Consider the following 23819-nt stretch of genomic DNA (forward strand, 5'->3'; position numbering starts at 1 on the left):
CATCTATCCGTCCAGCCGGATGACTTCCGGCTTCAACCGCAGCAGGCGCCCGATCTTCGCCGCCGCGTCCTCGGCGGCGTCCCGATTGGTGTAGCCGGTGACGCGTATCTGCCGATAGGTACCGTCCTTGATCGTGATGCCGGAGTCCTGCACCGCGTATCCGCCTTTCTTCAAGGTCTCCAGTACGGCTTCGGGGTGCGAGAAGATGCCGACCTGCACTGCATAAGGGCCCTTGGGACCCGCGGCCCGGGGCGCGGGCGCCGGCGGGCGCGCGGGCGCGACGGTGCCGCGAGGCGGAGCTGACGGCACCGCAATGGGCGGCGCCGGTGGCGGCGCGAGATCCAGCGGAATGTCGTTTACCGGCCCCATGCAATAGCCGACGATGCGTTGCGGCACGGAAGGCAGGGGCGCGGGCGTGGGCATCGTCGAGCCCGGCGCCGTCCCGGGCTGCAGCTCGGCCAGCCGCGCCTTGATGCCGTCCGCCTGCGCGCCAAGCGTCGCAGCCTGCGAGAACGCGCCCACCAGCGGAGCCTGGCCCTGTTGGCGGTAGGTAATCACCAGGTATTGGACATCCGCCTGCGACATGTCGGCCTTCTGGTCGGGAAAGTCGGCCGGCGTGTAGCGTCGCTGGCCGCTGGCGAAATCGCGCAGGAAGTCCACGAAACCGGTCGCGCCGCTCCATTGCCGGGTCAGGTCGAAATTGGCGTAGTGAATGCGCAGCGTCGTATCGCCGCAGGTCTGCATCGACCACGGGAACACCGCGCTGTTGGGGAAGTTCAGGTTCTCCAGATTGATCGTTCCGCTGGCGCATTGCAGGCTCAGCGTCACGCTCTGCGGCAGCGCATGCGCGGTCGGATTGGTTTGGGGCGGCACGGTGTTCAAGGTCACCGTGCCGGTGGTCGCCTGCAATTTGGAGATCTGCTTTTCCAGTTCCGCCTGTTGCTGCGTCAGCGCCTGGGCTTCGTCCGCCGACCGCTTGGACTGCAATTGCTGCGTGGCCAGGGCCACCTGGCGCAGTTGCGTCATGCTGGCGAAAGCGAAGAACTGGCCGTTCAGGGGGACTTTCTTCTCGTCGGCCGGCCGCGCCTGGAAGCGGACGGCATCCTGGTCCACGAAGTATTTGACGTCGCCGTCCATGAACGCCTTGACCTGGCCCCGCTCGCCGTACAGCAGTTGATTCGCCAGATCCGAATCGGTCACGCCCTGGATGGCGCTGAGCACCTTGTTTTCCCATTGCTGCTGCAATTGGCAACCCGCGTTGCGCGCGGCGTAGTCCAGTACGAAATCCATCGGCCCTTCGGCGATGTTCCAGACGACGTGCGACCGCGCGCCGGACGCGCCCTGTTGCGTGCGCAGGCTGTCCAGCGCGGTCTTCGCGTCGTTCAGCGGCACGCTCTTCAGATTGGGGTCATGGCCGTACGACCAGATGTCGATGGCCGCCTTCATCGCGGTACCCTCGCCTTGCTGCAGCGGCGTGATGGTGTCGTGGATGCCTTTGCGATAGGTCTGCAGCAGTTGCAGGGCGGCGCCGTCGCTCTTCAGCTGCGTCAGGCCCTGGTTCAGCGATCCAACCTGGGGCAGCGCCTTGACGACTTCGCCACCGAAGCGCTGCACCACGTCGACTTTCTGCAAGGCTCCGGCGGCTCCCTGGCCGGCATCGGCCAGGCCGTTCAGGGCATCCAGCCTGGCGGCCTGCACGATCCAGTCCGGCCGCGAGCCGATGGGCAGGCGCTCGCCGACGGCGGCCAGCCGCCGCATCAGCCGCAGATAGGGATCGTTCCGTGTCAGGAGCGTGGACATGACGGCGCGGCGCGCCGTGCCGTCGGACAGAAGATCGGGCACGCGGGGGAACACGTCCGCGAACTGGAACCACGCTTCCAGTCCCGCGCTTTGGTAGTGCTGCTGGAATTCGCGACGGCGGGTCGCCCACTCGTCGGTGTTTCCGGTGGCGCGACCCAATTCGTCCAGGAAGCCGGAGGCCGCGCGCTCGCCTTCCGGGGTCAGCGCGGCCGGGATCAGCGGCAGGCCCGGGCGGTCCTGGATGTCCCAGAAGTCGCTCATGCGGACGGGTTTCAGGTTGCCTTGCATGTCGACCCAGGCATAGAGCCAGTGCGTGGACCGGTCCGTCAGGTCCAGGCTTGCCAGGACCTGGCGCAGCCCCCGCGACTCGTCCTTCAGGATCTGCGGATTGCCTTGCCAGGTCAGGTAGTCCCGGTACATATCGCCCAGCAGGACGCCGTCCATCGGATCCCCCAGGGTCTGGTGCGTGCTGGCGAGCAGGACGGGCAATTCGCCGCCCGGGGCGGGCAAGCCGTACACGTCCTTGCCGTCGATGGCGGTGTCGAGCAGGTTCAGCCGCCGCACGACGGTTTGCGCCCAGGCCGCCAGCAGCCTGTCGTTCTGGCCGTTGGCCAGCTGCGGCAGGCTGTTCAGCAGCAGGGGATCCAGATCGGCGGCGATGACTTCGCGATGGAACTGGCCCACGAAGCGGCTCATCAGCGTGCGCTGCAAGGTGTTCACGCGCCGTTGGAAGGGCATCCAGCGCTGTTCCCAATCCGGACGCGCCAACAGGGCGTGAATGGTGGCGCGCTCGCCCTGCAGCGCGTGCAGGTCGCTGGACATCGGGCCGGAGAAGTCCTGGGGCCCGTAGCCCTGGACCTGGGCCATCCGCATCTGGTCGCGGGCGGTATTGCCCGCGCGAATCAAAAATGCCCCGAAGGCGACGCAGGCGCCCAGCCATACGACGACCACCACATGGCGCATCAGGCGGCGCCAGATGCGCCAACGCTCCACCGGACGCCAGGCATGCCGCTGCGACGGCAGCGCGCTGTTGAACAATCCCGGCGCGAACCATCCCGGCTGGCCCCGATCGCTGCCGGGCGCCTGTCCGGTCAGGAACAGGCCGCGCATCAAGGGGGTTTCCGCGTAAGGCGTGGGTTGGAAGGCTTGGCGCAGCACCTTGGACAACTGCTTGGCCAGCGGCGCCATGCGTTCGGGAAGCGCGAACGCATCGGCGGCGGGCTGGGCGTGTACTCCCTGCAGCACCCGCAGGTCGAACAGGCGATGCACGATGCTGTTGAAGGCATCGCTGATGAATTGCGTGACGCTGGCGTTCGGCGTCGGGCTTTGGAAGCCCATGGCATGGCGGGTAAGATCCGGCCCGAGCGCCGTGGCCCAGGCGGAAAAGCCGGGAATGGCCTGGCAGCCCGTCAGGACGATATAGACCGGAATACGGGCATCGTAGATGCGTGTCAGCTCGTCCAGGCGTTTGCGCAGGCCCTGGCCCGCCTCGTTCAGTTCGGCGTCGGTGCCATCGGCGAGCCAGATCGCGTTGAAGGCCACGATCAGGCCGTTCAGCGGTTCGCGCCGGCGCGTGCGCATCATCCAATGCAGCAGCCGGCGCCAGTTGGGCGAATCGGGCGCGCGCTGTTCCTCCGGCATTTCGTCGGTCGGATCCAGCACGACGCCGCTGCGCAGCAGCCACCATTGCAGTACCGCGGGTTCGTCGCCTTGCCCCTGGACCGGAGCCGTGCCCGCTACCCGGCGCAGCAGTTCCGTCTTGTCCGTGTCCCGCGGACCCAGGATCAGGTACCAGGGCAGGACATACAAGGGCGAGCCGAAGCGCGACAGGCGCGACTGCTTGAGCGCGGCCAGGCCGGCGCGCCAGTCGGAATCCAGCCGCGCCGTGCTGACGCTGGTCACGCCGACCGGCCGCGCGAGCCTGCGCCGCAGGCGCCAGGCCAGCCATTGGCCCCGCAGCCACCAGAGCAGCCACAGTCCCACCAGCACGCCCGCGAACAGGGCAACGGAACGCCACAGCGGCCAGCCCAGGTACAGGCCCAGCACCCAGCATCCCAGTGCCAGCAGCAGCAGGCCCAACAACCAGGCGACGACGACAAACAGTTTTTTGATCATTGCGCGGACAGCGTAAGGAATTCGGGTCAGGGGCCGGTGCGGCCGGAAGCGGTAATCTGCGCCGCTTCCACCGCGACGCCGTAATCCAGGTACAGGTACAGGCCCAGCAGGGCGCACAGCGGCAGGACGATCAGGACGAAGGTCGCCAGCGAAGGCGCCAGGCCGCGCCGGTACTGGGCCATTTTGGGACGGCGCGCGCCCGCCATGGGGAACAGCGGCTGGTCGGGATCCAGCGGCGACATCTGGCGCTCGCGCGCGATGCGGTCCAGCAGCGCGGAGCGATACGCGGCCAGTTCACCCGGCGGCCGATGGATATAACGGCCGGCGAAGCCGGCCAGCAATACCAGGCCGTATACCTCGCGTACCTCGATGGCGTCCTCGGGCAAGGCCTCGAGCTTTTCGAAGAATTCCGCGCCGGCACGCGTGGTCGAAAAGTAATGCCGCTGCAGGGGCGTCAGCCGCCACGCCGCCCCGCCGGCCCAGTCGCGCGACATGGCAAGCTCGTCGATCCAGGCCACGACGGCGAATAGCGCGGACTGCGTTTGCGCGGCGGTGTAGCCGCCGGCCTGCGCGCGCGCCACGGTCGCATCGAGCGATTGCTTGAGCTGCTCCGCGACCGCGGCCGCGTCCAGGGCACTATCGGGACCGCCGATCGCGGCCCTGGCCTGCTCCATGGAAGACACCCAGATATTGCTCAGCCGCACGGTTCTATCCCTTGATGACGATGAGTTGCAGGCGCATGTCGCTTGGCGAGTCCGGCAGGAACAGGGACAGGCGGCCGTCCCGGACGACGGCGTCCCAGGCTTCGGACAGGCTTTCGATGCGGAAATAGGCGCTGCCGGCGCGGCGCGGCATGCCCAGCGGCAGCGTTTGCAACGGCATGATTTCGATACCGGGCAGCGAGCGGGTCACCAGCGTTTCGATCTGATCCGGGGTGCCGAGCTTGGCCTCCAGCAGGATGGACTCGGACAGAGCGGCGGGTTCGACGCTGCTGCGCGCCATGATGTAGTAGCGGTGGCGCGGTCCGAAGAAGGACGGCGGCATGTCCGCGCGGAACAGGTTGCCCGAGGCGCCATCCTGTTCGAAGTGCACGAGCATTTCCGGTCCGATGGTGATCTCGTTCAGCAGGCGCCTGATCAGGTCCAGCACGCCCATGAAGGTGGGGCCCAGGTCCGTGTGCTTGTAAGGCCGGACCAATTGCTGGTTGTCGCGCGTTTCCCCGAGGAGGTCGCAGTATTCGGAGAAGGTGCTCAGTTCGCCGGCCAGTTGGCGCAGTACGCCGTACAGATGCCAGGGGTGGGTTTCGCGGGCCTCGACCAGGTGCATGATCTGCGGGCCGTAGCGGTTCAGGACGGACAGGGCCAGCAGGGGCGCGAACTGGCCGTCTTCGCCGGAGCGGCTGGCCACGGGCTGCTTGAAGACCTCCAGCTGGCGCGCGCGGCCGATCACTTCGTCGCGCAGCTCCATCATCATCAGCTGCAGCGGCTTGGACGCGGCCAGATTCAGACATGGCGGCACGAAGCGGGGGACGAGGCGTACGATTTCGCCGTCCTGCTCCAGGCGCGCGATCGGCATGACGTCGTAGTCGCTCAGGTCGTTGACTTCCTCTTCCCAGAACAGCCGCAGGACGTAGGTCATCAGGGTGACGCGGCCCTTGGCGCCGTTGGCATAGCGGTCGGGGACTTCCAGCGGGTCGGCCGGCACCGCCAGCCGCGCATCGGCCTGTACGGCATCGTCCAGGTTCTCGTACTTTTGCACGTTGGCCTGGTCTTCGATGTGGCGGCGCAGCCCCACATAAAGGGTGCGCGGGCCTTGCGAAAAATCGCCGAGCTCGAAGCGCCGCGATTCGATGCGGGCGTTGCCCGGTATTTCCGTCAGGGTGCCGTCACGCCAGCGCAGCGCCAAGTGGTCGACCACGATTTCGCGCGCGGCCAGCGCCGTGTCGTTGATGTCCAGCGCACCGAACCCCCAGCACCACGGCAGGGTAAGTTCGATCTGGCGCGCCAGCAGGCGTTCGGTCCAGGCGTCCTGGTACTGGAAATGATGGGGCTGCAGGAACAGGCCCTGGTGCCAGAACAAAGGTTGATTCAGGTGCGTAGCCATGCTTAGCCGTTGCGGTTCATTGTTTGGACGGAGCCGTCGCGGGGGCCGGGGATGCTTGCCCGGATGCGGGGTACGAGGGTTGCGCGAGAGGCGGGGAAATCTGGCCTCCCTTGGGGCGCACCGGTTCCACGGGCGGTGTGCGGGTGCCTGGAGATTCCTGGATGCCATCGGCGCCCAGGCGCAGCTCGATCTTCAGCGGTTCGGGCGCCGCGTTGCGGGTCTTGACCACGATGCCGCTTGAATCGATTTCCACGCCTATCTGGTACAGGCGCGCGCTGCGCGCCGGGTCCAGGTGGTAGTAGCCGGTCACCAGGCCGACGTACTGCGCCTTTTCGACGCGCGGCAGGACGATGACCCGGTTTTCTCCCGGCGTGACGAACAGCCGGTTCAGCGCCAGCAGCCCTGGCGGCGGCGCGTCGGCCAGGAGCAGCGCCGACATCTTCGACGAGCTGGTGGCGTACGGCGCGAAGACGCTGGGGTCCTCCATCTGCACGACCGTCATCGCCAGCGTATGGGGTTGGCCGGTGGACTGGTTCAGCTTGGGATCGGCCGTGACGGCCAGCTGTATGCCGTCGCCGGCATAGGTCCATTTCATGGCTTTCAGCGCGTCGCCTTCGGAATTGCCGCCCATCATGCTGTTCAGGGAACTGCATGAGGACAGCGCGGCCGCGCACAGCAGGGCGGCGAAGGCGCGGCGGGTCAGGTGGCGGGTGGAATTCATCGCGGTGCGTTCAACCGAGCAGCATGACCACGGTCTGGCTGGGCGCCGAGACCAGGCCGATGGTGTTGTTGGCGTTCTGGGTGGTCATGCAGGTAAGCCGCACGCCGGGAGGTCCGCCCACCATGATGGTGGGGGTGCCGGTCACGAAGGCCACTTCGCCCATGATCTCGCCGCAGGCAACGCCGCCTCCGGCGGTGCCGGCCTGGTCGCCATTGGTCAGCAGGATGGTCGACGCCTGGTTCATCGCGGGCATGCCGCATACCAGGACGTTTTCGACGATGCTTCCCGGGTCCGCCATTTCCGTGGTGCCGATGTTCGGATAGGGCACGGGGATGGGGGCCGGCGCGGCCGGCGTCAGGCAGACGTCGGGCACGGTTGCCATGGCCATCGCGCCGCCGATATTGAGCATGAACATGGTCGCTTCTCCCTATCAACCGATCTGGACGGAATTGGCGTCCACCGCGACGCGGTCGGTCGCCTTCAGGTCCGCCGTCGCGGCCTGGACGGACCAGTCCTCGGCGACCGTCTGCCGCAACGAGCCCGCGGTTACCTCTTCGTGCCCGGCGACACGCCGCACGCTTTGCGCCAGATGGGTCTCGCCGCGCGTGGCGATGTCCAGCCGCGTACCGCTGACATCGGTGCGCGCGGTCCAGGTGGTATGCAACGTTTCCCCCGCGATGCGCAGCGAATCCACGCAGGCCTCGACGCGATGGAAGGCCGCGTCTGCCTCCCGCGCCTTGAGGGAAAGCGACGGGCCGGCGTCCAGCGACACGCCGTGGGCGGCATCCAGTTCGAGCCGGCCCTGCGGCGCCGACAGGCGCAGGCTGCCGGGGATCTCGATACGGGCGACGGCTTCTGGCGACCCTCGCTCCAGCACGCTCAGAACATAGCCGCGGCCGTCCGCCACGCTGACAAGCACGAGATCGCCGACGTCGGGCTGCAGCAGGCAGCCGGCGGCCTGCGCCACCCAGAATGCCCCTTCGTCGGTCAGCGCGCCGTAGCGCGCGCCGTCGCGCATGACGAGCCGCGCATGGTACATGCGGGCGCCCGCGAATGCATCCGTGGAGGGCGGCGCGTCAGGCGGTTCTGCCTGTGGGCCGGTGTGGGGTGCGGTGGCCGATCGAAGCGCGGATTGAGGACGGGTCATGGCAATTCCGGTCGCATAAGGGTTAAACGGGTGGCCGCCAGAGTTCCGCGGCACGCAGTTCGGGATCGTCGCGGCGCACGTTTTCAAGCACGGTCTCGCGCCAGGATGCGTCGGGCAGTTCGGCGGCGTGCAGCTTCGCGCCGGTCATGTCCGCGCGGCTGAAGTCCGCGTGCGCCGCTCGCAGATGCGATAGATCGGCATCCGCCAGTCTGCTGCTCCCGAAGGAGATGCCTACCGAGCTGGCGGCGTAGAACCGCGCGCCTTGCAGCGATGCGCCGGCAAAGCTGGCACGGTCCAGGCGGGCCTGGTCGAATATCGCGCCGTCCAGCCTCGCGCCATCGAAGCGGGCGTTCTCCAGCACGGCGGTGTAGAACGACACGCCGGGGGCGGTAATGCCCGTGAAGTCGGCATCGGGCGCATGGGCGCGATTGAAGCTGCATTGGGCCAGGATGGCGCCTGCCATCGATGTCCCTGCCAGTTTGGTATCGGGCAGATGGCTTTGTTGCCAGGCGGCACCGGCCAGGTCCAGGCCGGACAGGTCGCATTCCGAAAGCCAGGCGCGGTCCAGCTTGGCGGTCTTCAGCCGCGCGCCCGGGAATGCGGTATTCTGCGCCGCCAGGCGTGCCAGTTCGGCCAAATGGAAGTCCGCTTCCTGCCATACGCAATCCTTCATCCAGACCTTGGTCAGTTTGGCCGCGCGCAGCGAAACGGCGTGGCCGCGACAGGCCGTGAAGGATGCGCTCTCCAGCGCGGCCCCATCCATATTGGTGCCGTCCAGTCGGCAGCGCGCCCAGATGGTCCGCCGCATATCGGCGCCGTCGAAACGCGCGCCCCGCACGTCCAGGCCGGCCAGCCGCAGGCCCGACAGATCCGCCTCGCGCAGGTCGGCCCCGGCCAGCGCGTCGGGTGGCAGGGTTTCGCCCGCGCGCAGCGCTTCCAGCAGGGTGTTCCGGTTCTGATCGTCACTGGCCACGGGCGTATTCCTCCAGCAGCCGGCAGCGTGTCAAAAGCGCCTGTTCGAGTTTGATTCCCTGCACGGTGGCGGTACGGGTATCGGCGGCGTGCAGGTTCGCGCCCGTCAGGTCGACGTCCTGCAGCACGACCTGGCGCAGCCGCGCCTTCATCAGGTTGGCGCCGCGCCAACTGGCCTGGACGATACGGCTGCCGGTGAAATCGCAGGTGCGCGCCTCCAGATGCCAGCCGTCCGTGCCGGACAGGTCGCAGTTTTTCAGGAAACCCCGGTCCATGCACGTTTCGCGCAGCGTCGCATGGCCGAGATCCGTGTCCTGCAGCACGGCCCGGTCCAGCCGCGCGCCATTGAAGCTGGCATCGCGCAGGCTGGTGCCCTTGAGCGTGCGCAGGCCCTGCAGGTGCGCGCCGCCGAAGCGCGCACCGCCGGCCTTGCAGGCCGTCAGCGTGGCGCCTCCCAGCGCGGCGCCTTCGAGCGTGGCGCCTTCCAGGCTGCACTTGTCGAACAGCGCTTTGTCGAAGCGGCTTTCGGCGGCGTCGGCCGCGGCGAAGCTGCAGGACTTGTAGCGCGCCTCCATGCCTTGCGCGCGGCGCAGGATAGTCTTGGCGAAGTCGCAGCCGATGGCCTGCGCGTGCGTCCAGGTGCTGGCGCCCAGGTCGGCTTGCGCGAAGACAGTCTTTTGCAGTCGCGCCAGGGTAAAGTCCGCGCCCGCGGCGTCGGCCTTGGCCGCCCGGCAGCCGTTCCACTGCGTGCGCGCGAAACGGGCCTTGGCCAGCCGCGCGCCGTCCAGGTCGCAGTCCTCCAGCAGGCAGCCGGCCAGGTTGGCGCCCTGCAGGTCGGTCCCGCGCAGCACGCATCGGCGCAGCACGGCATCGGTCAGGTCCACGCCGTGCAGGTCCAGGCCGGAAAGATCCAGGCCGGTCAGCGACGTCCAGCGCGCCGATGCGCCGCCGGCATGGCGGGCGAGCAGGGCGGCGCGATCCAGCACGTCGCGCGGTCCACGCGGCAGCCCTTCTTCCGGGATCGGGATATCGGGTGGTTTCTGCTCGCGCAACGCATCGGCCTTGGCGGCGATGTCGGCCGCCTTCGCCTGCACGCCGGCGATCCTGCCCTGGAATTCTTCGTATTGCTTCAGCAAGGCCTGCTTTTTGTCCGGTGCGATGCGCAGGGATGCGATCAGCGCGGCGGGGTCGACGTCGACTTGCGGCCGCGCCTTGGCGCGCGCCATCGCGGCGTCGAAATCTCCGCCGAATTCCTTCCACTTGGCGCGGACCTCGGCTTCCCCGGCGGCCAGGGCGTCGGCGACATACTGCCGGACCGCCGCCTTGAAAGCCGCCGGTTCGCTGGGCCACGCCGGCGCCGGCGGCAGCGGCGCGACGCCGGCGGGATCGGCCTTGGCCAGCTTGTCGGCCAGCGGGCCGAAGCCGAACGCGCGGCTGTGCTGGTCCGCTTCGGCCAATGCGCCCTGGCGCGCATCGGCAATTGTCTTGGCGACGTTGGCGCGATGCGCCTGCGCGGCCTTTTCCGCATCGGCCGTGGCCTGGGCCGCGGCGGCGCTCAGCGCCTGGGCCTCGGGGCCGGGCGCGGGCGGCGCGGAGGGCGTCGGCGTCGCGCGCATGTCGTCCTGCTCCTGCCACTGGCGCGCCCAATATTGCAGTGTCGCGGGCTCGTCGGCCATGCGCTCGGTGAAGACGGCGACACCCAGGACGTCTTCCGCGTCCTCGCGCCGCACGGCCGTCTCGGCACGGTACAGCACAAGGACGCGCTGGTCGTTGGGAAGCAGCCAGACGGTGTCCAGGTCCAGGGGCAATTCGGCGCGCTGGTCGGGCGTGGCCGCATGGCGGAGCAACAGGCGCGGGCGCATGCCGGGCAGCTTGCCGCGCAGTTCCGCGTGGCGTGGATGCATGTTTTCCGCAAACCACGCTTCGTCGCCGCGCCAATAACCCTGGCCGCACTGATCCTGTTCGAAGCGGTCGAACCAGCGGGGATCCGTATCGTCCGGCAGCCATGGCAGGCGATCGCGCTGCCAGCGGGCATCGAAGGATCCCAACCAGCGCGTCAGGTCCGGGCTTCCTTGCGGCAGCACCCCGAGGACGGCGGGCCGCGGCGTGTCGGCCGGCCGCAGCACCGGCGCCTCGGGGCGTTCCACGTTGGGCAGGGCCACGCCATCGGCCTGGTCGGCCGCCGCGCAATGGCCGCGCCCATGCGGGTTGGCGGCCCAGCCCTTGCCGCCGTAGGCCCGCTCCAGGCCCAACGGCATGCGCGCGAAAGGCCGCGGCTGGCTCGCCTGCCAGCCGGCGATGCCGCGGGTCCAGATACGGTCGCCCTGCACCAGCACTTTCTTTTCCAGGCCGCCCACCCCGACGCGGACCGTCAGGCCGGTTACCTCCGAGCCTTCCGGCGCGCAGGCGTCGCCCGCCACGCCGAAGCCGGCGCGCGACTTCTTTTGGGAGAGATCGAAGGGCTGCTTGCGGAACAGGGGCATCAGGGCTGCCCAGGTATCCTGCTCGGATACCAGCTTGCCGTCCAGGCCGCAGCAATAGCCGACGGTCACGGTCAGCGAGGGTTGCCCGCCGCGGGACTGGTGGCCCAGCAGCAGCATCGCGTCGGCGGGTTTGTATACGCGCATCGTGTTATCCGATCGTGACGATGGTGCCGTTGATCGAGACGTCGCCGAACGTTTCGATTTCCACGCCGGTCGTGGCCGACACCGAAAGCGTGGACGTCTCCATGGCGATGGCGGCGTTGGTCAGCTCCATCGTCGAGATCCCGCCCTCGATCGTGGTGGTGGCCAGGCTGGTCAAAGTCGCCGTGCCCCAGCCGTCCAGGGTCAGCGTTTCGCTGGTCAGCTTGGCGCCGGCGGGCTCCAGGCTCAGGCTGGAAGCCACGGAGCCCAGCCATGCATCCGGCGTGAACAATTTGTAGGTCTCCAGCGCGGCGATTTCCATGGCGCCCACCTTTTCCTCCTTTTCGGCCAGCACGCCGCTCCATTTCGCGGCGATCCAGGACGTCAGGGCATTGGTGTGGGCCGATGCATCGTGGACATGGTTCTTTTCGAGCAGGTTGATTTCCTTGGAAAGAACCGCTTCTAGGGAAAGCTTGGCGCCCAGGGTGGTTTCGAACGTGGCGGCTTCGTTCATTTCGGCTTTCGCGCCGAAGTAGTTGCCGATGGTGATGGCCTCGACGCTTTCGATCTTCATGCCGAGGAAGTTCTCGATGACGATGCCGCCGCTCTGGCCGATGCTGACGCCGGTGGGCAGGTCCTGCACTTCCGACCCGGTGAAGTTTGCCAGGCCCTCATTGGTGTCCGATCCCGCCGCCACGCGGTAATGGCCGGGAACCTCGATCAGCATGCTGGTGCCGGAGAACAGTTCGCCGTGCTGCTCCGTTTTCAGGTGCCAGCCGTCGCCCACGCCTTCCTCATCCGATTTGCCCAGGTTCAGCGAGGTCTCCTGGACGGGGCTCGACAGGTAGACGGCCTGCTCGTCCTCGGTGCCGCCCGGCGCGGAGTCCGCCAGCACCAATTGGTTGCCGCCGGGCGTGGTAATCGCGTGGTGCGCGGAGTTCTGCGCGTTGACCACGCTGGGCGCCTCGCTGTTGGGCAGCGCGGAAACAATGACCGGGCGGTCCGGGTTGCCGTTCAGGAAGGCGATCAGCACCTCGGTCCCTTCGCGCAGCGGAAAATGCATGCCCGCGTTGGTCAGCCCTTGCGAGCTTGCGCCGCCGGCGTAGGGCGTGGCCATGCGCACGAAGGCGGAATTCCGGTCGCCGTCGTACCGCTGGCGCGCGAACAGGAAACGCACCTTGTAGCGGCCGTCGGCATCGGGCTGCGCGTAGCGCTTGGGCGAACCCGGCGTGGCGACGTCGACGAAGCCGTTGATCAGGCGCGCGACCTGCGGCACCGGTGTATCCAGCGGGGCCCGGAACTGCAGCGGGCCGGAGGCGCTGTCCTCCGGGTCCAGCGTGCGGGGCAGGGCCACGAATGCGGCGCGATAGGCTTGCAGATCGGTCTGCGGTTCGGTTTCGACGGCTTGCGTGCCTTCATGGGAGACCTGGACCACGTAGTACTGGCCCGGGTCCATGCCGCGCAGGTATTCCGATACGGACAGAAAGCGGCCGGCGCGTATGCCGGGCGTGCGCGCTTCGCCTTCCACGCGCAGGCGTTCGCATGCCAACTGCTGCGCGCGCCACGCGGCCAGCGTGGCGCCGGAGATAACGGTGTCGCCTTCCAGTTGCTCGAAGTGATCGGCGGCGCTGTGGATCTCTCCAAGCGTTTGCACGTCGCCGGGCTTGGGCACGTCGGCCTGGCTGGACAGCGTCAGGGTGGTGTTGCCCTGTTCCTGGAAATCGTGCAGCACGACCATGCCCGGCGGCAGCGCGACACGGCGGTTCAGTTGCGTGATGGCGATTTCGCGGGCGTCGGGATCGATCATGCCCTTGGGATAATGGACGGCGTTATCCGGCGTGTCCGGCTGCTGCGATACGTCATTGGCGAAGACCACCGATTCCCTGTCCGTGCCTTGCTCGAACCAGAAGTACACGCCGTAGTACTCCAGCTTGCGCTTCAGGAAGTCGAGGCAGGTCTCCTCGAACTGGCATGTGAACTCGGTGCGGGTGGACGTCAGCTGCGTGGCCGAGATGCGGTAGTCGTAGGGCGCATTGTCGGTGCTGTACGGCTCGTCCAGGCCGGCATAGCCCAGAAGCTGCTTGATCAGGTCGGCCAGGTCGCGCATCAGGTAGATGTCCGACCAGCGCATGTTGCGCAGGCGCGCCATGCGCGGTTCCAGCGTGAGCCGATAGTAATGGTGGACCTCGTCGCGGCCGCGCTCGACGCCCTGCGTCACGATACCGCTCCATTGGCGGACATCCCCGGCGGGGGTGCGGCAGGAGAGGGTCGCGGGCTGGTTCAGCAGTTTCTCCAGCGCGATGCCGCCCTGGCTCACGGCCAGCGTGATGTCGAACCGGTAGAGCAGCGATATCCCTTCGGTACCCTGCCAGTGCGTCACGAGGACGTCGTCGGCGGGCGACGCCGACGTCCGCAGCATGCCGCTCAGGGCTTCGCATCGGAAGCTGTAGTCGTAGGTGTTGGCCATGGCGGGGTTCCCTATTGTCTTGTCATCCGAAGGTGATCAGCGGTCCGCTGGCGTAGAGGTTTCCGACCGCGACGAACTCGATGTTTCCCAGCGAATGCAGTTCGACCGACGTGCTTTGCACCGTGGCGCTGGCCGGCGTCATCGTCAGGGATGTCGTCTCGCCGACTTCGATCGTGGTCAGCGCGGTCGACTTGATGGTCGTGCTGGTGACGGCTTCGAAGTACAGGCTCGCGCCCAGCAGGCTGGCGCCGCTGACATTCAGGCGCATGAAGGCGGTCGCCGGCGAGCCGATGGCGGTGTTCGGCGAAAGCAGTTCGAACTCCGACGTGGCCACGGTATTCCACGTTCCCACCAGCGTATTGCGCGTCGCGGCGACGCTTTTCTCCGACTCCACGACCTTGGTCGCGGACACGTTGACGTCGCTGACCGCCGCCTCCACTTTGTCCTTCTTGAACGGGGTGAAGACTTTCGACGTCGACATGTCGACGGCCAGCTTGGCGCTGAGATTGAAATCGCAGTTCAGCGACTCCTTCATTTCGGCCTTGACGCCGAGGAAGTTGCTGACCGCCACGCCCGCCGTGTTTTCCACCTTGGCGCCGACGAAGTTGGTCATGACGATGCCGCCGGTGGTGGCCCCGCTGATGCCCGGTGCGAACGACTTGACCGAACTGAGGAAGCCCGCCAGGACCTCGTCGGAGCCGCCGGCCGACATGCGCAGGTGGCCGGGTACTTCGATCAGCATGCTGGTGCCGGCGTTGCTCAGGCCCTGCGTGGACGCGCCGCCCGCATAAGGCGTCGCCATCCGCACGAAGGCGGGGGTGCGCGCCAGCCCCTCGGCGCGCAGGCGCCCGCAGGCCAGTTCCTCGGCCCGCCAGCGTGCCAGCGTGGCGCCGGAAATCTGCGTATCTCCTTCCACCTGCTCGAAGTGGTCGTCACCGCTATGGATTTCGCCCAGTCCCTTCTCGGCCTGCGGCAGCGGCACTTCGGCCTGGCTCGTCAGCGTCACCGAGGTGTTGGCGTAATCCTGGTGGCCGTGCAGGACGACCGTCCGGGGAAGCAGGCCGACGCGGCGGTCCAGCCGGGTAATGGCGATGTGGCGGGCGTCCGGATCCTGATGCCCGCGCGGATAGTACACAGCGGTGTCGGCGGCCGACGGCTGTTGGGTGACGTCGTTGGCGAAGACCAGCGATTCGCGGTCCGACCCCTGCTCGAACCAGAAGTAGACACCGTAGTACTCCAGCTTGCGCATGAGGAAATCCAGGCAGGTCTCCTCGTACTGGCAGGTGAACTCCGTCTGCGTGCGCGTCAATCCGGTTGCGGCGATACGGTAGTCGTAGGGACTGTGCTCGCTGCTGTAGGTGTCCGTCAGGCCGGCGTGCCCCAGCATCTGCTTGATCAGGTCGGCCAGATCGCGCTTCAGGTAGACATCGGACCATTGCATATTGCGCAGCCGCGCCAGGCGCGGCTCCAGCACGACCTGGTAGTAGTAGTGCGTCTCGTCGCGGCCCGCTTCGCCTGCGCGGGTGATGACGCCGTGCCAGCGCCGGGTATCGCCGCCAGGGACCCTGGCCGTCAGGGTGACGGTCTGGTCGAGCAGGGTTTCCAGCGCGAGATCGGCCCGGGCCACGGCCAGGGTGATCTCGAATCTGTACGGCCGCGACAAGGCCTCGACGCCGTGCCACCGGGTCACCAGCACCCGGTCGGCATGGCTCGTCGAGCCCTGCAGCGCACCTTCCAGCGCGGTGCACTGGAAGGTGTAGTCGTAGACGCTGGCCATGGTGGGCATCAGTCGGCGGCCGCCTCCGTGGTCGTGATCTTCCAGTCACCGTTCTCGCCCGGTTCCACGAGCATGGCGCTGAGCGTGCGGCCGTCCGCCATCGCGGACAGCACCGCGTCGGAGAGGACCGGCGTCAGGCTCTTGCGCAGGATGAAATCGATGTTGCGGGCGCCGCTGTCCACCTCGGTGCAACGGGCGGCGATGGTGTCGGCCACCGTCGGCGCGAACTCCAGCCTGATGCGGTTGGACGCGGCCAGCCGCTGTTGCAGCTTGCCCAGCTTGAGTGTGACGATGCCGGCCAGTTCGGAGGCCGGCAGGGTGTAGTAGGGCACCACGGTCATGCGCGCCAGCAGGGCGGGCTTGAAATGTTTGGCGAGAACGGGATGTATGGCCGCGGCGAGGGTGTCGGCGTCGGGCCTGCCGTCCTGCGTCAGGCGCGTGATTTCTTCGGTCGCCAGGTTGCTCGTCAGGAAGACCACCGTGTTGCTGAAGTCGATGACCCGGCCTTCGCCATCGGACAGGCTGCCCTTGTCGAAAACCTGGTAGAAGAGATTGACCACGTCCAGGTGGGCTTTCTCGACTTCGTCCAGCAGGACCACGGAATAGGGGCGCTTGCGTACCGCTTCCGTCAGCACTCCACCTTCGCCATAGCCGACGTAGCCCGGGGGCGAACCGACCAAGCGGCTGACCGTATGCTTTTCCTGGAATTCGCTCATGTTGATCGATACCAGGGCCTGGTCGCCGCCGAACAGTTGGTCGGCGACGGCAAGGGCGGTTTCGGTCTTGCCCACGCCGGACGGGCCGACCAGCAGGAACACGCCCATCGGCTGCTGCGGATCGCGCAGGCCGGATTGCGCGGCCTTGACGACGGCAGCGATCTGGTCCACCGCGTGGTCCTGGCCCCGGATGCGTTCCTTCACATGGTCGGACAGCGCCATCACGCCGCTGACCGCATCGCGCTGCATCTTCCCCAGCGGCACGCCGGTCCAGTCGGATACCACGCGGGCGACGGCGTCCGGATCGGTCTCGACGAACACCAGCGGTTCGCGGCCCTGCAATTCCTTCAGCCGCGTGCGCGCCTGGGCCAGGCGCGCATCCAGCGCCGCGGTATCGACGGGGTCCGCCGTGCCGGCCTCGCCGTTATCCGCCGGGGCGGCGGTGGCGGTTTCCGGCTCGCCCGCATCGGCGGACGCGCCCGGATCCCGGGTATCGGCGGTGCCGGTGGCGTCGCCCGCCTGCGCGCCGGCGGCGCCGGTGGGATTGACCGGCGGCGTACCCTGCGCCTGGCCCAACTGCCGGCGCAGGTCCAGTACGGCCTGCGCCGCCTCTTTCTCTTCGAGCCAGCGGGCCTGCAAGGCGGCGCGGCGCGCTTCGAGGCTGGCGCGCTCTTCGACAATGGCGTCCAGGCGTTCGCTGTGGCTGCCCGGTTCGTAGCGCACATCGCGCGTCAGGGCTTCGCGCTCGCGCTCCAGGCCCGCCAGCAGGCTCTCCAGGTTTTCGAGTTCGGCGGGCTTGATGCCCAGGCCGATGCGCACGCGCGCGGCGGCGGTATCCAGCAAATCCACGGCCTTGTCCGGAAGCAGACGGCCGGTGATGTAGCGGCTGGACAGTTCCGCGGCGGCCACGATGGCATCATCGCGCACCGTGACGCCGTGCGCGGCCTCGTAGCGGTCCTTCAGGCCGCGCAGTATCTGCACGGCGGTGGGGACGTCCGGCTCGTCCAGTTTGACCACCTGGAAGCGCCGCGCCAGCGCGGGGTCTTTTTCGAAGTACTTCTTGTATTCGCTCCATGTGGTCGCGGCGATGGTGCGCAGCTCGCCCCGCGCCAGCGCCGGTTTCAACAGGTTCGCGGCATCCGTGCCGCCGCTCTGCCCGCCGGCGCCGATCAGCATGTGCGCTTCGTCGATGAACAGGATGGTCGGCCGCGCCGAACCCTTGATCTCGTCGATGACGCCGCGCAGGCGGTTCTCGAACTCGCCCTTCACGCTGGCGCCCGCTTCCAGCAGGCCCAGGTCCAGGCCCAGCAGCCGGGTGTCGCGCAGGAAGTCGGGGACGTCGCCGTTGACGATGCGCAGGGCCAGGCCTTCGACCACGGCGGTCTTGCCCACGCCGGGTTCGCCGACGCAGATGGGATTGTTCTTGCGGCGCCGCGCCAGGATATCGATCATCTGCCGGATTTCGGCGTCGCGGCCGAAGACCGGGTCGATCTTGCCGGCTGCCGCCTTGGCGGTGAAGTCTTCGCAGAAGCGCCCGATGGCGGCATCGCCGGCCGCCGCGGGTCGCGTGCCGCCGCCGGCCGCGCTATCCGCGATCTGCGTGCTGGCCTCGGTGGATCCATCGACGATGTTGCCGAATTCCGCGGTCAGTTGTTCGCGGGAGATCGCCCGCAGCGTTTCAGCGTAGCGGGTGCCCGCGCCGTAGTAGCTCAGCCGCGATACCAGCGCCAGCAGCATCGCGCCGCTGCGCACCCGGCTCTCGCCCAGGGTGATGGATGCCGTCAGCCAGGATTCCTGCACCCACTCGGTCAGCAAGCCCGAGAAGACGGGACGTCCCGGATTGCCGTTCTTCAGCTGGGCCAGCGTTTCGTCCAGCTGGGCGCCCAGCCGCAGGGGATCGATGTCAAAGCGGGCCAGAATGCGATGGACGTCCCCCGCGGGCTCTTCCAGCAGCCGCCGCAGCATATGTTCGACGGCGATCTCATAATGGTTGCGCGCCAGCGTCAGGCCCGCCGCGCCTTCGAGCGCCGCGGAACACGTCGGGTTCAGGCGCGCGAACAAAGGTTTCAGTTCTACCAGCATCATTGCAAAGCCCCTTCGGATATCCGTGATGATTCGGTGTCGATCGGCAGGAATACATCGTCGTAGCGCGGCCACGGCACGGTGGCGTCGTCGGGATCGTCTTCCGGCAGCCAGGTGTTCAGGCCGAGCTGGTGCCATCCGATGCCCAAGCCCGCTCCGGGCCGTTGCCGCGGCGATACATGCAATGCCAGGACGCATCGCAATGGTGTCTTCAGATACAAGGCGATGGCGTCGACCAGTTCGGTGTGCCGCTTCGTCCCGGGAAGCAGGTCCGGCAGGCGGTCCGGCGGAAATGGCCCGACGTGCACTACCAGGCCGCCGGAGCGTTCCTCGATGCGGCTGCCCAGCAGCGCGTCTTCGCCCAGCACGCAGGCCTGCTCGTCAAGCAGGCAGCGCGCGGGACGCGGGATGAACACGGTTTCCGCCACGCACGGCTCGACCGAAACCGGCAGCTTGTCGAGCAGTCCCGACACGAGCGATTCCAGGCCCAGGGCAGAGCGCGGGAACTGGTTGAAATTGCCTGCGTGCGGCAGCAGCGCGCGCGCGGCCTGCCGTCCCGTCAGGCGGGTGCCGCTCAAGCCGACCAGCGAGAAAAGCTGGTCCAGCCGCTTGGGGTCGCGCCGCTCGGTGACGGCCAGCCACAAGCGATTTTTTTCCCATGCGCGAAACAGCAGGGGGTAAAGCGCGGCGTGCAGGATGTCGACGAAGTCGCGCGCGGTCGAATTGCCCTGCAGGTGCTGGTCGATCAGGTCTTCGGTATAGAAGGTCGGCAGGGGCGAGGTCACCCCATACAGCCCGAAGAAGTTCGCGGTAATGCGATACGTGCCGGCGTCGTCGCGTTCGATCGTCTCGATGTCGCGGTCGGGAAAGGAAAGCGACAGCGCCGGCCGCACGCGCACGTTGGACGTGAATGCGGCTTCGTCCGTCGCGCGCAGCCGCAACAGGCGCAGTGCCTGGAAAAACGCGTAGCGGTGGCCCTCCGCCAGCAGCGGATCGGCGCCTGGATCCACTACAGCAGACGGTAGCGGCCGATCTTCGCGGGCCATTTCAGGGTCTCTCCGTTGACGGTATCCACCAGCGTCAGGGCGCTGTAGGTATTGATCGCGGTCGTGCCCGCCAGGAATTCATCCAGGACGGTGCCGAAAAGGAACAGGCTGCCCGGCCCGGGGAAGTGATCGCCGCGGCATTCGATGGTGACCTCGCTGCCCTGCACCGGCATGCCGCGCACGATGCGGCGGGCAGGCTCGACGGCGACGCCCGCGATGGATTCGATGCTGCGCCGCGCCGCCGCGTTGCGTTGGGCGTCGACCTGGCGCGGCGGAATGTAAAGCGACAGCAGGTCGCGCAACTGGCCTTCGCTGGCCAGCGCCAGGTGGTTGGCGTTCAGGTGGGAAAGCACGCGCCACAGCAGGGCGCTGTCGATGACCGGCGGGCAGTGCGGCGTCACGCCGTGGATGTTGCGAAAGCCGATGCGCGGCGGCGAGTTGTCCGTCGGCTCGCTGATGTCGCCCAGCCGCAGGCCTTCCGGCAGCGCGCCATGCGTGCACGTCAGTCGTATCGATAGCGTCTGCTGCTGCGGGGGATCGCTGGCGGTATAGGGCAGGCTCAGGAAGTGGTCGTAGTCGCGATGCAGCGCCGACGCCCGTATGCTGACGTTGTAGGAGGTCTCGTCGCCCCGGAACGCGGAGACCGGATGGTATTCGCGTTCGCTGCCGTCGCTTGCGCGGGCCCGCACGCTGTCGACAGAGAAAATGCGCTCGACCGCCTTGCTGCTGCGCGCGACCGGGTGAACCCGATAATCGGGCTGCAGGTGGTCGACGCGGATGGGATGCGCATCCTGGGTGAAGACATTGGCCGCGGGCGTGGCATGCATGATGAAGCTGGACGTGCCGACGGCGGGGGCCCAGTCCGGTACCTGGTCGAACAGTATCTGCACCGAAAACGCCGTCGCCTTGCCGCGGCCGGTCCACTGGGACAGGCCGCTCAGGTCCAGGAACATCAGCTTTTCCGGCAGCGCGAAATATTCGTGCAGTACGCGCCACGCGGGATGGGATCCCACCGGCCACGGCAGCAGTTCCAGGTCGGGCCGCAGTCCGGCGGGCTCGATGCTGGAGGGCGGCAAGGTCGTGACCGGCCCGCCTTCGGCGCTGATCCGCACCTCGCTGACGTAGCGCTGCAGCAGCAAATAAAGGCGCGCGGCGTCGGCCGGCGCATCGCCCAGGTACAGGCGGATACGGTCGCTCTTCCAGTCCGCCGCAGCGGGCCCCACCATGGCGAACTGCAGGCGCAGCGAGCGCGGCCGCGTGCCGCCGCCTTCCCACTGCACGGATTTCAGTTCGACCGGCTCCAGCGTCACCGGAAACGAGGCGCGAAAGAGGGTACGCTGGCCATCGACGGGCACCGATGCGAACTCGGTCCCGGCGGGAATGACGACCGGTTCTTCCAGCGTGGCGCGCGGCTCGTAGCGCATGATCGTCATGCACGGCAGCGGCCGCAGCATGTGCGGAAAAAGCAATTGCGCGACGTTCTGGATGAATTCGGGAAAATCATCGTCCAGGCGGTGCCGGACCAGGCCGGTCATGAAGGCGACGCCTTCCAGCAGGCGTTCGACGTCGGGATCGCTGGCACTGTCGGCGCCCAGGAGCGGCGCCAGCGCGGGATTGCCGGCGGCGAATTCGGCCGCGAGGGTGCGCAGATACCCCAGTTCCTGTTCGTAGTAGCGGTTCAGCATGCCCTTACTGCCTCATGACGGATAGCCGTTATTGCCTGCGCAGCGATACCCTGCCGTTGGATGCGACGTGCGAGGCCAGCCGCACGGCGATCTCGCGGTCGTCCACCGCGATGAAGCCGGAAATCGCGAAGGCCAGGGACAGCACCTCGTCCTGGATCTCCGTGAAGGTGATCCGAGGTTGCCGCAGGCGCGGTTCGTAGCGTTGGATCATGCGGGTCATGTCCTCGATCATTTCCCCCGTGGTGCCCGTGCTGAAGGACCCCGCCAGGTTGGTGAAATCCGGCACGCCGAACGTCAGATCGATCGGCACGCTGCCTTGCCGGGTATTCAGGATGCGGCGCAGGTGTTCCAGGATGGAGTCCACCAGGATCTCCGCCCGCGTGATATGGGAGCGTTCGTCGTCGGCTCCCAGGCTGGCGATGCGTTCCAGCAACCGGTGTTCGCGCATGGCGGCGAGGCGGACGCGAACGTCCGCCTTCCATCCTTAGGCCTTCGGGGCCAGCCACGAATCTTCGGATTCGATGCCGTCCGGCTCCCACGTCCACGTGATCTTTTCATAGGTCAGCTGGACGTCTTCCATGTGGCCGAGCTGGCGGTTGTCGGGCTGCAGGCAGTTCGGCACCCACAGATGCGTGCCGACGACGACCGCGTTCTCCAGCTTGATGGTGTAGTACTTTTCCTCGGTTCCCTTCGGGCTGATGCGGTAGAACTCCAGGACGGCGGTCTTGAGCTGTTCGCCGGAGCACAGCGCCTGGTAGATCTTGGGCGACGACTTGTCGATTTCCTTGGTCAGCGTCATGCCCAGGTGCTGGCGCTTGCCGGAAGGCAGGCCGGACTGGGGATTCTTGGGGATCTCGATGTTGTGTTCCACCGCTTGCACCAGGATCTTGCCCTGGTGGCCGGTGATTTCGCACGAACCTTCGATCTTGCCTTGGTTCTGGCCTTCGAGGGTGAGGTAGCAGGGCATAGCCATGTTAAATTCTCCTTGCAGTTGATGACGCTAAAGGCAGCATGAGACCGGTGGCGTGCCGGTGGCAGCCGGCACGCCAGTTCCGGTAGTTCCTGTGATCAGCTCTTGTCGAGCTTGCCCACCAGCGACAGCGTGAAAGACGCCCCCATGTACTTGAAGTGCGGGCGCACCTTCAAACCGACGCGATACCATCCCGGGTCGCCTTCGACATCCGATACGGTAATTTCCGCCTGGCGCAGCGGGCGGCGGCTACGCACGCCCGGCGCAGGATTGTCCATGTCAGCCACGTACTGGCGGATCCAGTTGTTGAGCTCGGATTCCAGGTCGGTGCGTTCCTTCCATGTCCCGATGTTCTCGCGCTGTATCACCTTGATGTAGTGGGCCAGGCGGCTGACGATGAAAATATAGGGAAGCTGGGTGCCGAGCTTATAGTTCAGCTCGGCTTCCTTGCCTTCCTTGTTGTTGCCGAAGAACTTCGGCTTCTGCACCGAGTTCGCCGAGAAGAACGCGGCATTGTCGGTGTTCTTGCGCATGGTCAGGGCGATGAAGCCCTGTTCGGCCAGTTCGAATTCGCGGCGTTCGGAGATCAGCACCTCGGTGGGGATCTTGGTCTGGGTCTCGCCCATGGCCTCGTAGTTGTAGATGGGCAGGTCGCTGACCGTCCCCCCACCCTGCGGGCCGATGATGTTGGCGCTCCAGCGGTATTGCGCGAAGCTGTCGGACAGCCGGCTGGCGAACGCGAAGGCGGCATTACCCCACAGGAAGTCCGTATTCCCCCCGGTGACGTCTTCGTTGTAGCGGAACTTCTTGCTGGGTACGGTCTCGTCGCCGTAGGGGACGCGCAGCAGGAAATTCGGCATGGTCAGGCCGACGAAGCGGGCATCCTCGGTCTGGCGGAAGGCATTCCATTTCGTGTACTGCGGGCCTTCGAAAACGGCGGACAAATCCTTCAGGTTGGGCAGGCTGGAAAACGAATCCATGCCGAAGAACTGCGGCCCGGCCGACGCGATGAACGGAGTGTGCGCCATCGCCGCGACGCTGGCGATCGACTGCAGCAGCTTGATGTCCTGCCCGCCCGGGTTGAATGCATAGTTGCCGATGATGGTGCCGAAGGGCTCGCCGCCGAACTGGCCGTATTCGGCGGTGTAGACCGCCTTGTACAGGCCGGAGCGGGTGATGTCCGGCGCGTCCTCGAAGTCCTCCAGCAAGGCTTCCTTGGAGACGTTCAGGATCTCGATGCGGTTGTTCTCGCGGAAATCCGTGCGGTCGATCAGGAACTTGAGCGAGCGCCAGGAAGACTCCAGCTTCTGGAACTGCTCGTTGTGCATGATCGCGTCCACTTGCCGGCACAGCTTGCGGTCCAGGCCGGCGATCATCTCATCGATCAGGCCCTGGCTGACTTTCTGCTGCGCGCGGCTCGGCTCCAGGAGTTCGGCCACGAAGGCTTCCAGGCCCTGGCGGGTGATCGAATACGCTTCGTCGCCGGGCTTGACACGCGTGGACTCGATCAATTGGTCGATCAGCGAACTGCCTGGCTGCGCTTCGCCCTGCGCGGCCGGGGCAGTCTGTTGCTGGGGGGAATCCTGGCTCATGG

Annotated in this window: 16 protein-coding genes; all 16 read right to left on the minus strand. The window is 67.1% G+C overall.

From position 1 onward, the window contains the following. Positions 1-3: 3 nt before the first annotated feature. The 16 genes from ACO1P8_RS13105 to tssC all read right to left on the minus strand — a co-directional run bounded on the left by ACO1P8_RS13105 (position 4) and on the right by tssC (position 23817). The gene (locus ACO1P8_RS13105; RefSeq protein WP_486296319.1) at positions 4-3915 is read right to left on the minus strand and encodes a type VI secretion protein IcmF/TssM N-terminal domain-containing protein; all 3912 of its coding nucleotides are present in this window, start codon (positions 3913-3915) and stop codon (positions 4-6) included. Between the two features lie 26 nt (positions 3916-3941). Further along, entirely contained in the window at positions 3942-4619 is a 678-nt protein-coding gene (locus tag ACO1P8_RS13110) for a DotU family type IV/VI secretion system protein (protein WP_486296320.1), read from the minus strand. A 4-nt stretch (positions 4620-4623) separates the two neighbouring features. Beyond that, positions 4624-6018, minus strand: coding sequence for a type VI secretion system baseplate subunit TssK (gene tssK / locus ACO1P8_RS13115; RefSeq protein ID WP_486296321.1), 1395 nt, complete (start codon positions 6016-6018; stop codon positions 4624-4626). 16 nt (positions 6019-6034) lie between these two features. After that, positions 6035-6739, minus strand: a complete 705-nt coding sequence (gene tssJ, locus ACO1P8_RS13120; RefSeq protein ID WP_486296322.1) for a type VI secretion system lipoprotein TssJ — start codon at positions 6737-6739, stop codon at positions 6035-6037. A 10-nt stretch (positions 6740-6749) separates the two neighbouring features. Beyond that, positions 6750-7154: a DUF4150 domain-containing protein gene (locus tag ACO1P8_RS13125; RefSeq protein ID WP_486296323.1), complete on the minus strand. Its 405-nt coding sequence runs from the start codon at positions 7152-7154 to the stop codon at positions 6750-6752. Between the two features lie 15 nt (positions 7155-7169). Further along, positions 7170-7886 (minus strand): DUF3540 domain-containing protein, encoded by a 717-nt coding sequence (locus ACO1P8_RS13130; protein ID WP_486296324.1) that lies wholly within the window; start codon positions 7884-7886, stop codon positions 7170-7172. Between the two features lie 22 nt (positions 7887-7908). Then, positions 7909-8859, minus strand: a complete 951-nt coding sequence (locus ACO1P8_RS13135) for a pentapeptide repeat-containing protein (RefSeq protein WP_486296325.1) — start codon at positions 8857-8859, stop codon at positions 7909-7911. Continuing rightward, positions 8849-11485, minus strand: coding sequence for a DUF2169 family type VI secretion system accessory protein (locus ACO1P8_RS13140; protein ID WP_486296326.1), 2637 nt, complete (start codon positions 11483-11485; stop codon positions 8849-8851). The genes ACO1P8_RS13135 and ACO1P8_RS13140 overlap by 11 nt, the downstream gene beginning before the upstream one ends. A gap of 4 nt (positions 11486-11489) precedes the next feature. Then, entirely contained in the window at positions 11490-13949 is a 2460-nt protein-coding gene (locus ACO1P8_RS13145) for a type VI secretion system Vgr family protein (RefSeq protein ID WP_486296327.1), read from the minus strand. A gap of 22 nt (positions 13950-13971) precedes the next feature. Then, complete coding sequence (locus tag ACO1P8_RS13150) at positions 13972-15735, minus strand: type VI secretion system Vgr family protein (RefSeq protein ID WP_486296328.1); 1764 nt, start codon at positions 15733-15735, stop codon at positions 13972-13974. Continuing rightward, positions 15735-18527 carry a type VI secretion system ATPase TssH gene (gene tssH, locus ACO1P8_RS13155; RefSeq protein WP_486296329.1) on the minus strand — a complete coding sequence of 931 codons (2793 nt, stop codon included), beginning with the start codon at positions 18525-18527 and terminating at the stop codon, positions 15735-15737. The genes ACO1P8_RS13150 and tssH overlap by 1 nt, the downstream gene beginning before the upstream one ends. Continuing rightward, positions 18524-19570, minus strand: coding sequence for a type VI secretion system baseplate subunit TssG (tssG, locus tag ACO1P8_RS13160; RefSeq protein ID WP_486296330.1), 1047 nt, complete (start codon positions 19568-19570; stop codon positions 18524-18526). The genes tssH and tssG overlap by 4 nt, the downstream gene beginning before the upstream one ends. Continuing rightward, complete coding sequence (gene tssF, locus ACO1P8_RS13165; RefSeq protein WP_486296331.1) at positions 19534-21255, minus strand: type VI secretion system baseplate subunit TssF; 1722 nt, start codon at positions 21253-21255, stop codon at positions 19534-19536. Before tssF ends, tssG begins: the two co-directional genes overlap by 37 nt. A gap of 28 nt (positions 21256-21283) precedes the next feature. Then, the gene (tssE, locus tag ACO1P8_RS13170; RefSeq protein WP_486296332.1) at positions 21284-21703 is read right to left on the minus strand and encodes a type VI secretion system baseplate subunit TssE; all 420 of its coding nucleotides are present in this window, start codon (positions 21701-21703) and stop codon (positions 21284-21286) included. Between the two features lie 36 nt (positions 21704-21739). Further along, positions 21740-22228, minus strand: coding sequence for an Hcp family type VI secretion system effector (locus ACO1P8_RS13175; protein ID WP_486296333.1), 489 nt, complete (start codon positions 22226-22228; stop codon positions 21740-21742). Positions 22229-22323: 95 nt separating this feature from the next. Then, a complete protein-coding gene (tssC, locus tag ACO1P8_RS13180) occupies positions 22324-23817 on the minus strand; it encodes a type VI secretion system contractile sheath large subunit (protein WP_486296334.1) in 1494 nt (497 codons plus the stop codon). Positions 23818-23819 lie beyond the last annotated feature (2 nt).

The organism is Bordetella sp., assembly GCF_057362025.1.

What these genes read in the sequence shown, in the direction of transcription:
- tssG (WP_486296330.1), bottom strand. Translation starts at nt 19,570, where the DNA reads ATGGCCCGCGAAGATCGGCCGCTACCGTCTGCTGTAGTGGATCCAGGC.
- tssK (WP_486296321.1), bottom strand. Translation starts at nt 6,018, where the DNA reads ATGGCTACGCACCTGAATCAACCTTTGTTCTGGCACCAGGGCCTGTTC.
- tssF (WP_486296331.1), bottom strand. Translation starts at nt 21,255, where the DNA reads ATGCTGAACCGCTACTACGAACAGGAACTGGGGTATCTGCGCACCCTC.
- ACO1P8_RS13140 (WP_486296326.1), bottom strand. Translation starts at nt 11,485, where the DNA reads ATGCGCGTATACAAACCCGCCGACGCGATGCTGCTGCTGGGCCACCAG.
- tssC (WP_486296334.1), bottom strand. Translation starts at nt 23,817, where the DNA reads ATGAGCCAGGATTCCCCCCAGCAACAGACTGCCCCGGCCGCGCAGGGC.
- tssH (WP_486296329.1), bottom strand. Translation starts at nt 18,527, where the DNA reads ATGATGCTGGTAGAACTGAAACCTTTGTTCGCGCGCCTGAACCCGACG.
- ACO1P8_RS13145 (WP_486296327.1), bottom strand. Translation starts at nt 13,949, where the DNA reads ATGGCCAACACCTACGACTACAGCTTCCGATGCGAAGCCCTGAGCGGC.
- ACO1P8_RS13105 (WP_486296319.1), bottom strand. Translation starts at nt 3,915, where the DNA reads ATGATCAAAAAACTGTTTGTCGTCGTCGCCTGGTTGTTGGGCCTGCTG.
- tssJ (WP_486296322.1), bottom strand. Translation starts at nt 6,739, where the DNA reads ATGAATTCCACCCGCCACCTGACCCGCCGCGCCTTCGCCGCCCTGCTG.
- tssE (WP_486296332.1), bottom strand. Translation starts at nt 21,703, where the DNA reads ATGCGCGAACACCGGTTGCTGGAACGCATCGCCAGCCTGGGAGCCGAC.
- ACO1P8_RS13125 (WP_486296323.1), bottom strand. Translation starts at nt 7,154, where the DNA reads ATGTTCATGCTCAATATCGGCGGCGCGATGGCCATGGCAACCGTGCCC.
- ACO1P8_RS13150 (WP_486296328.1), bottom strand. Translation starts at nt 15,735, where the DNA reads ATGCCCACCATGGCCAGCGTCTACGACTACACCTTCCAGTGCACCGCG.
- ACO1P8_RS13175 (WP_486296333.1), bottom strand. Translation starts at nt 22,228, where the DNA reads ATGGCTATGCCCTGCTACCTCACCCTCGAAGGCCAGAACCAAGGCAAG.
- ACO1P8_RS13130 (WP_486296324.1), bottom strand. Translation starts at nt 7,886, where the DNA reads ATGACCCGTCCTCAATCCGCGCTTCGATCGGCCACCGCACCCCACACC.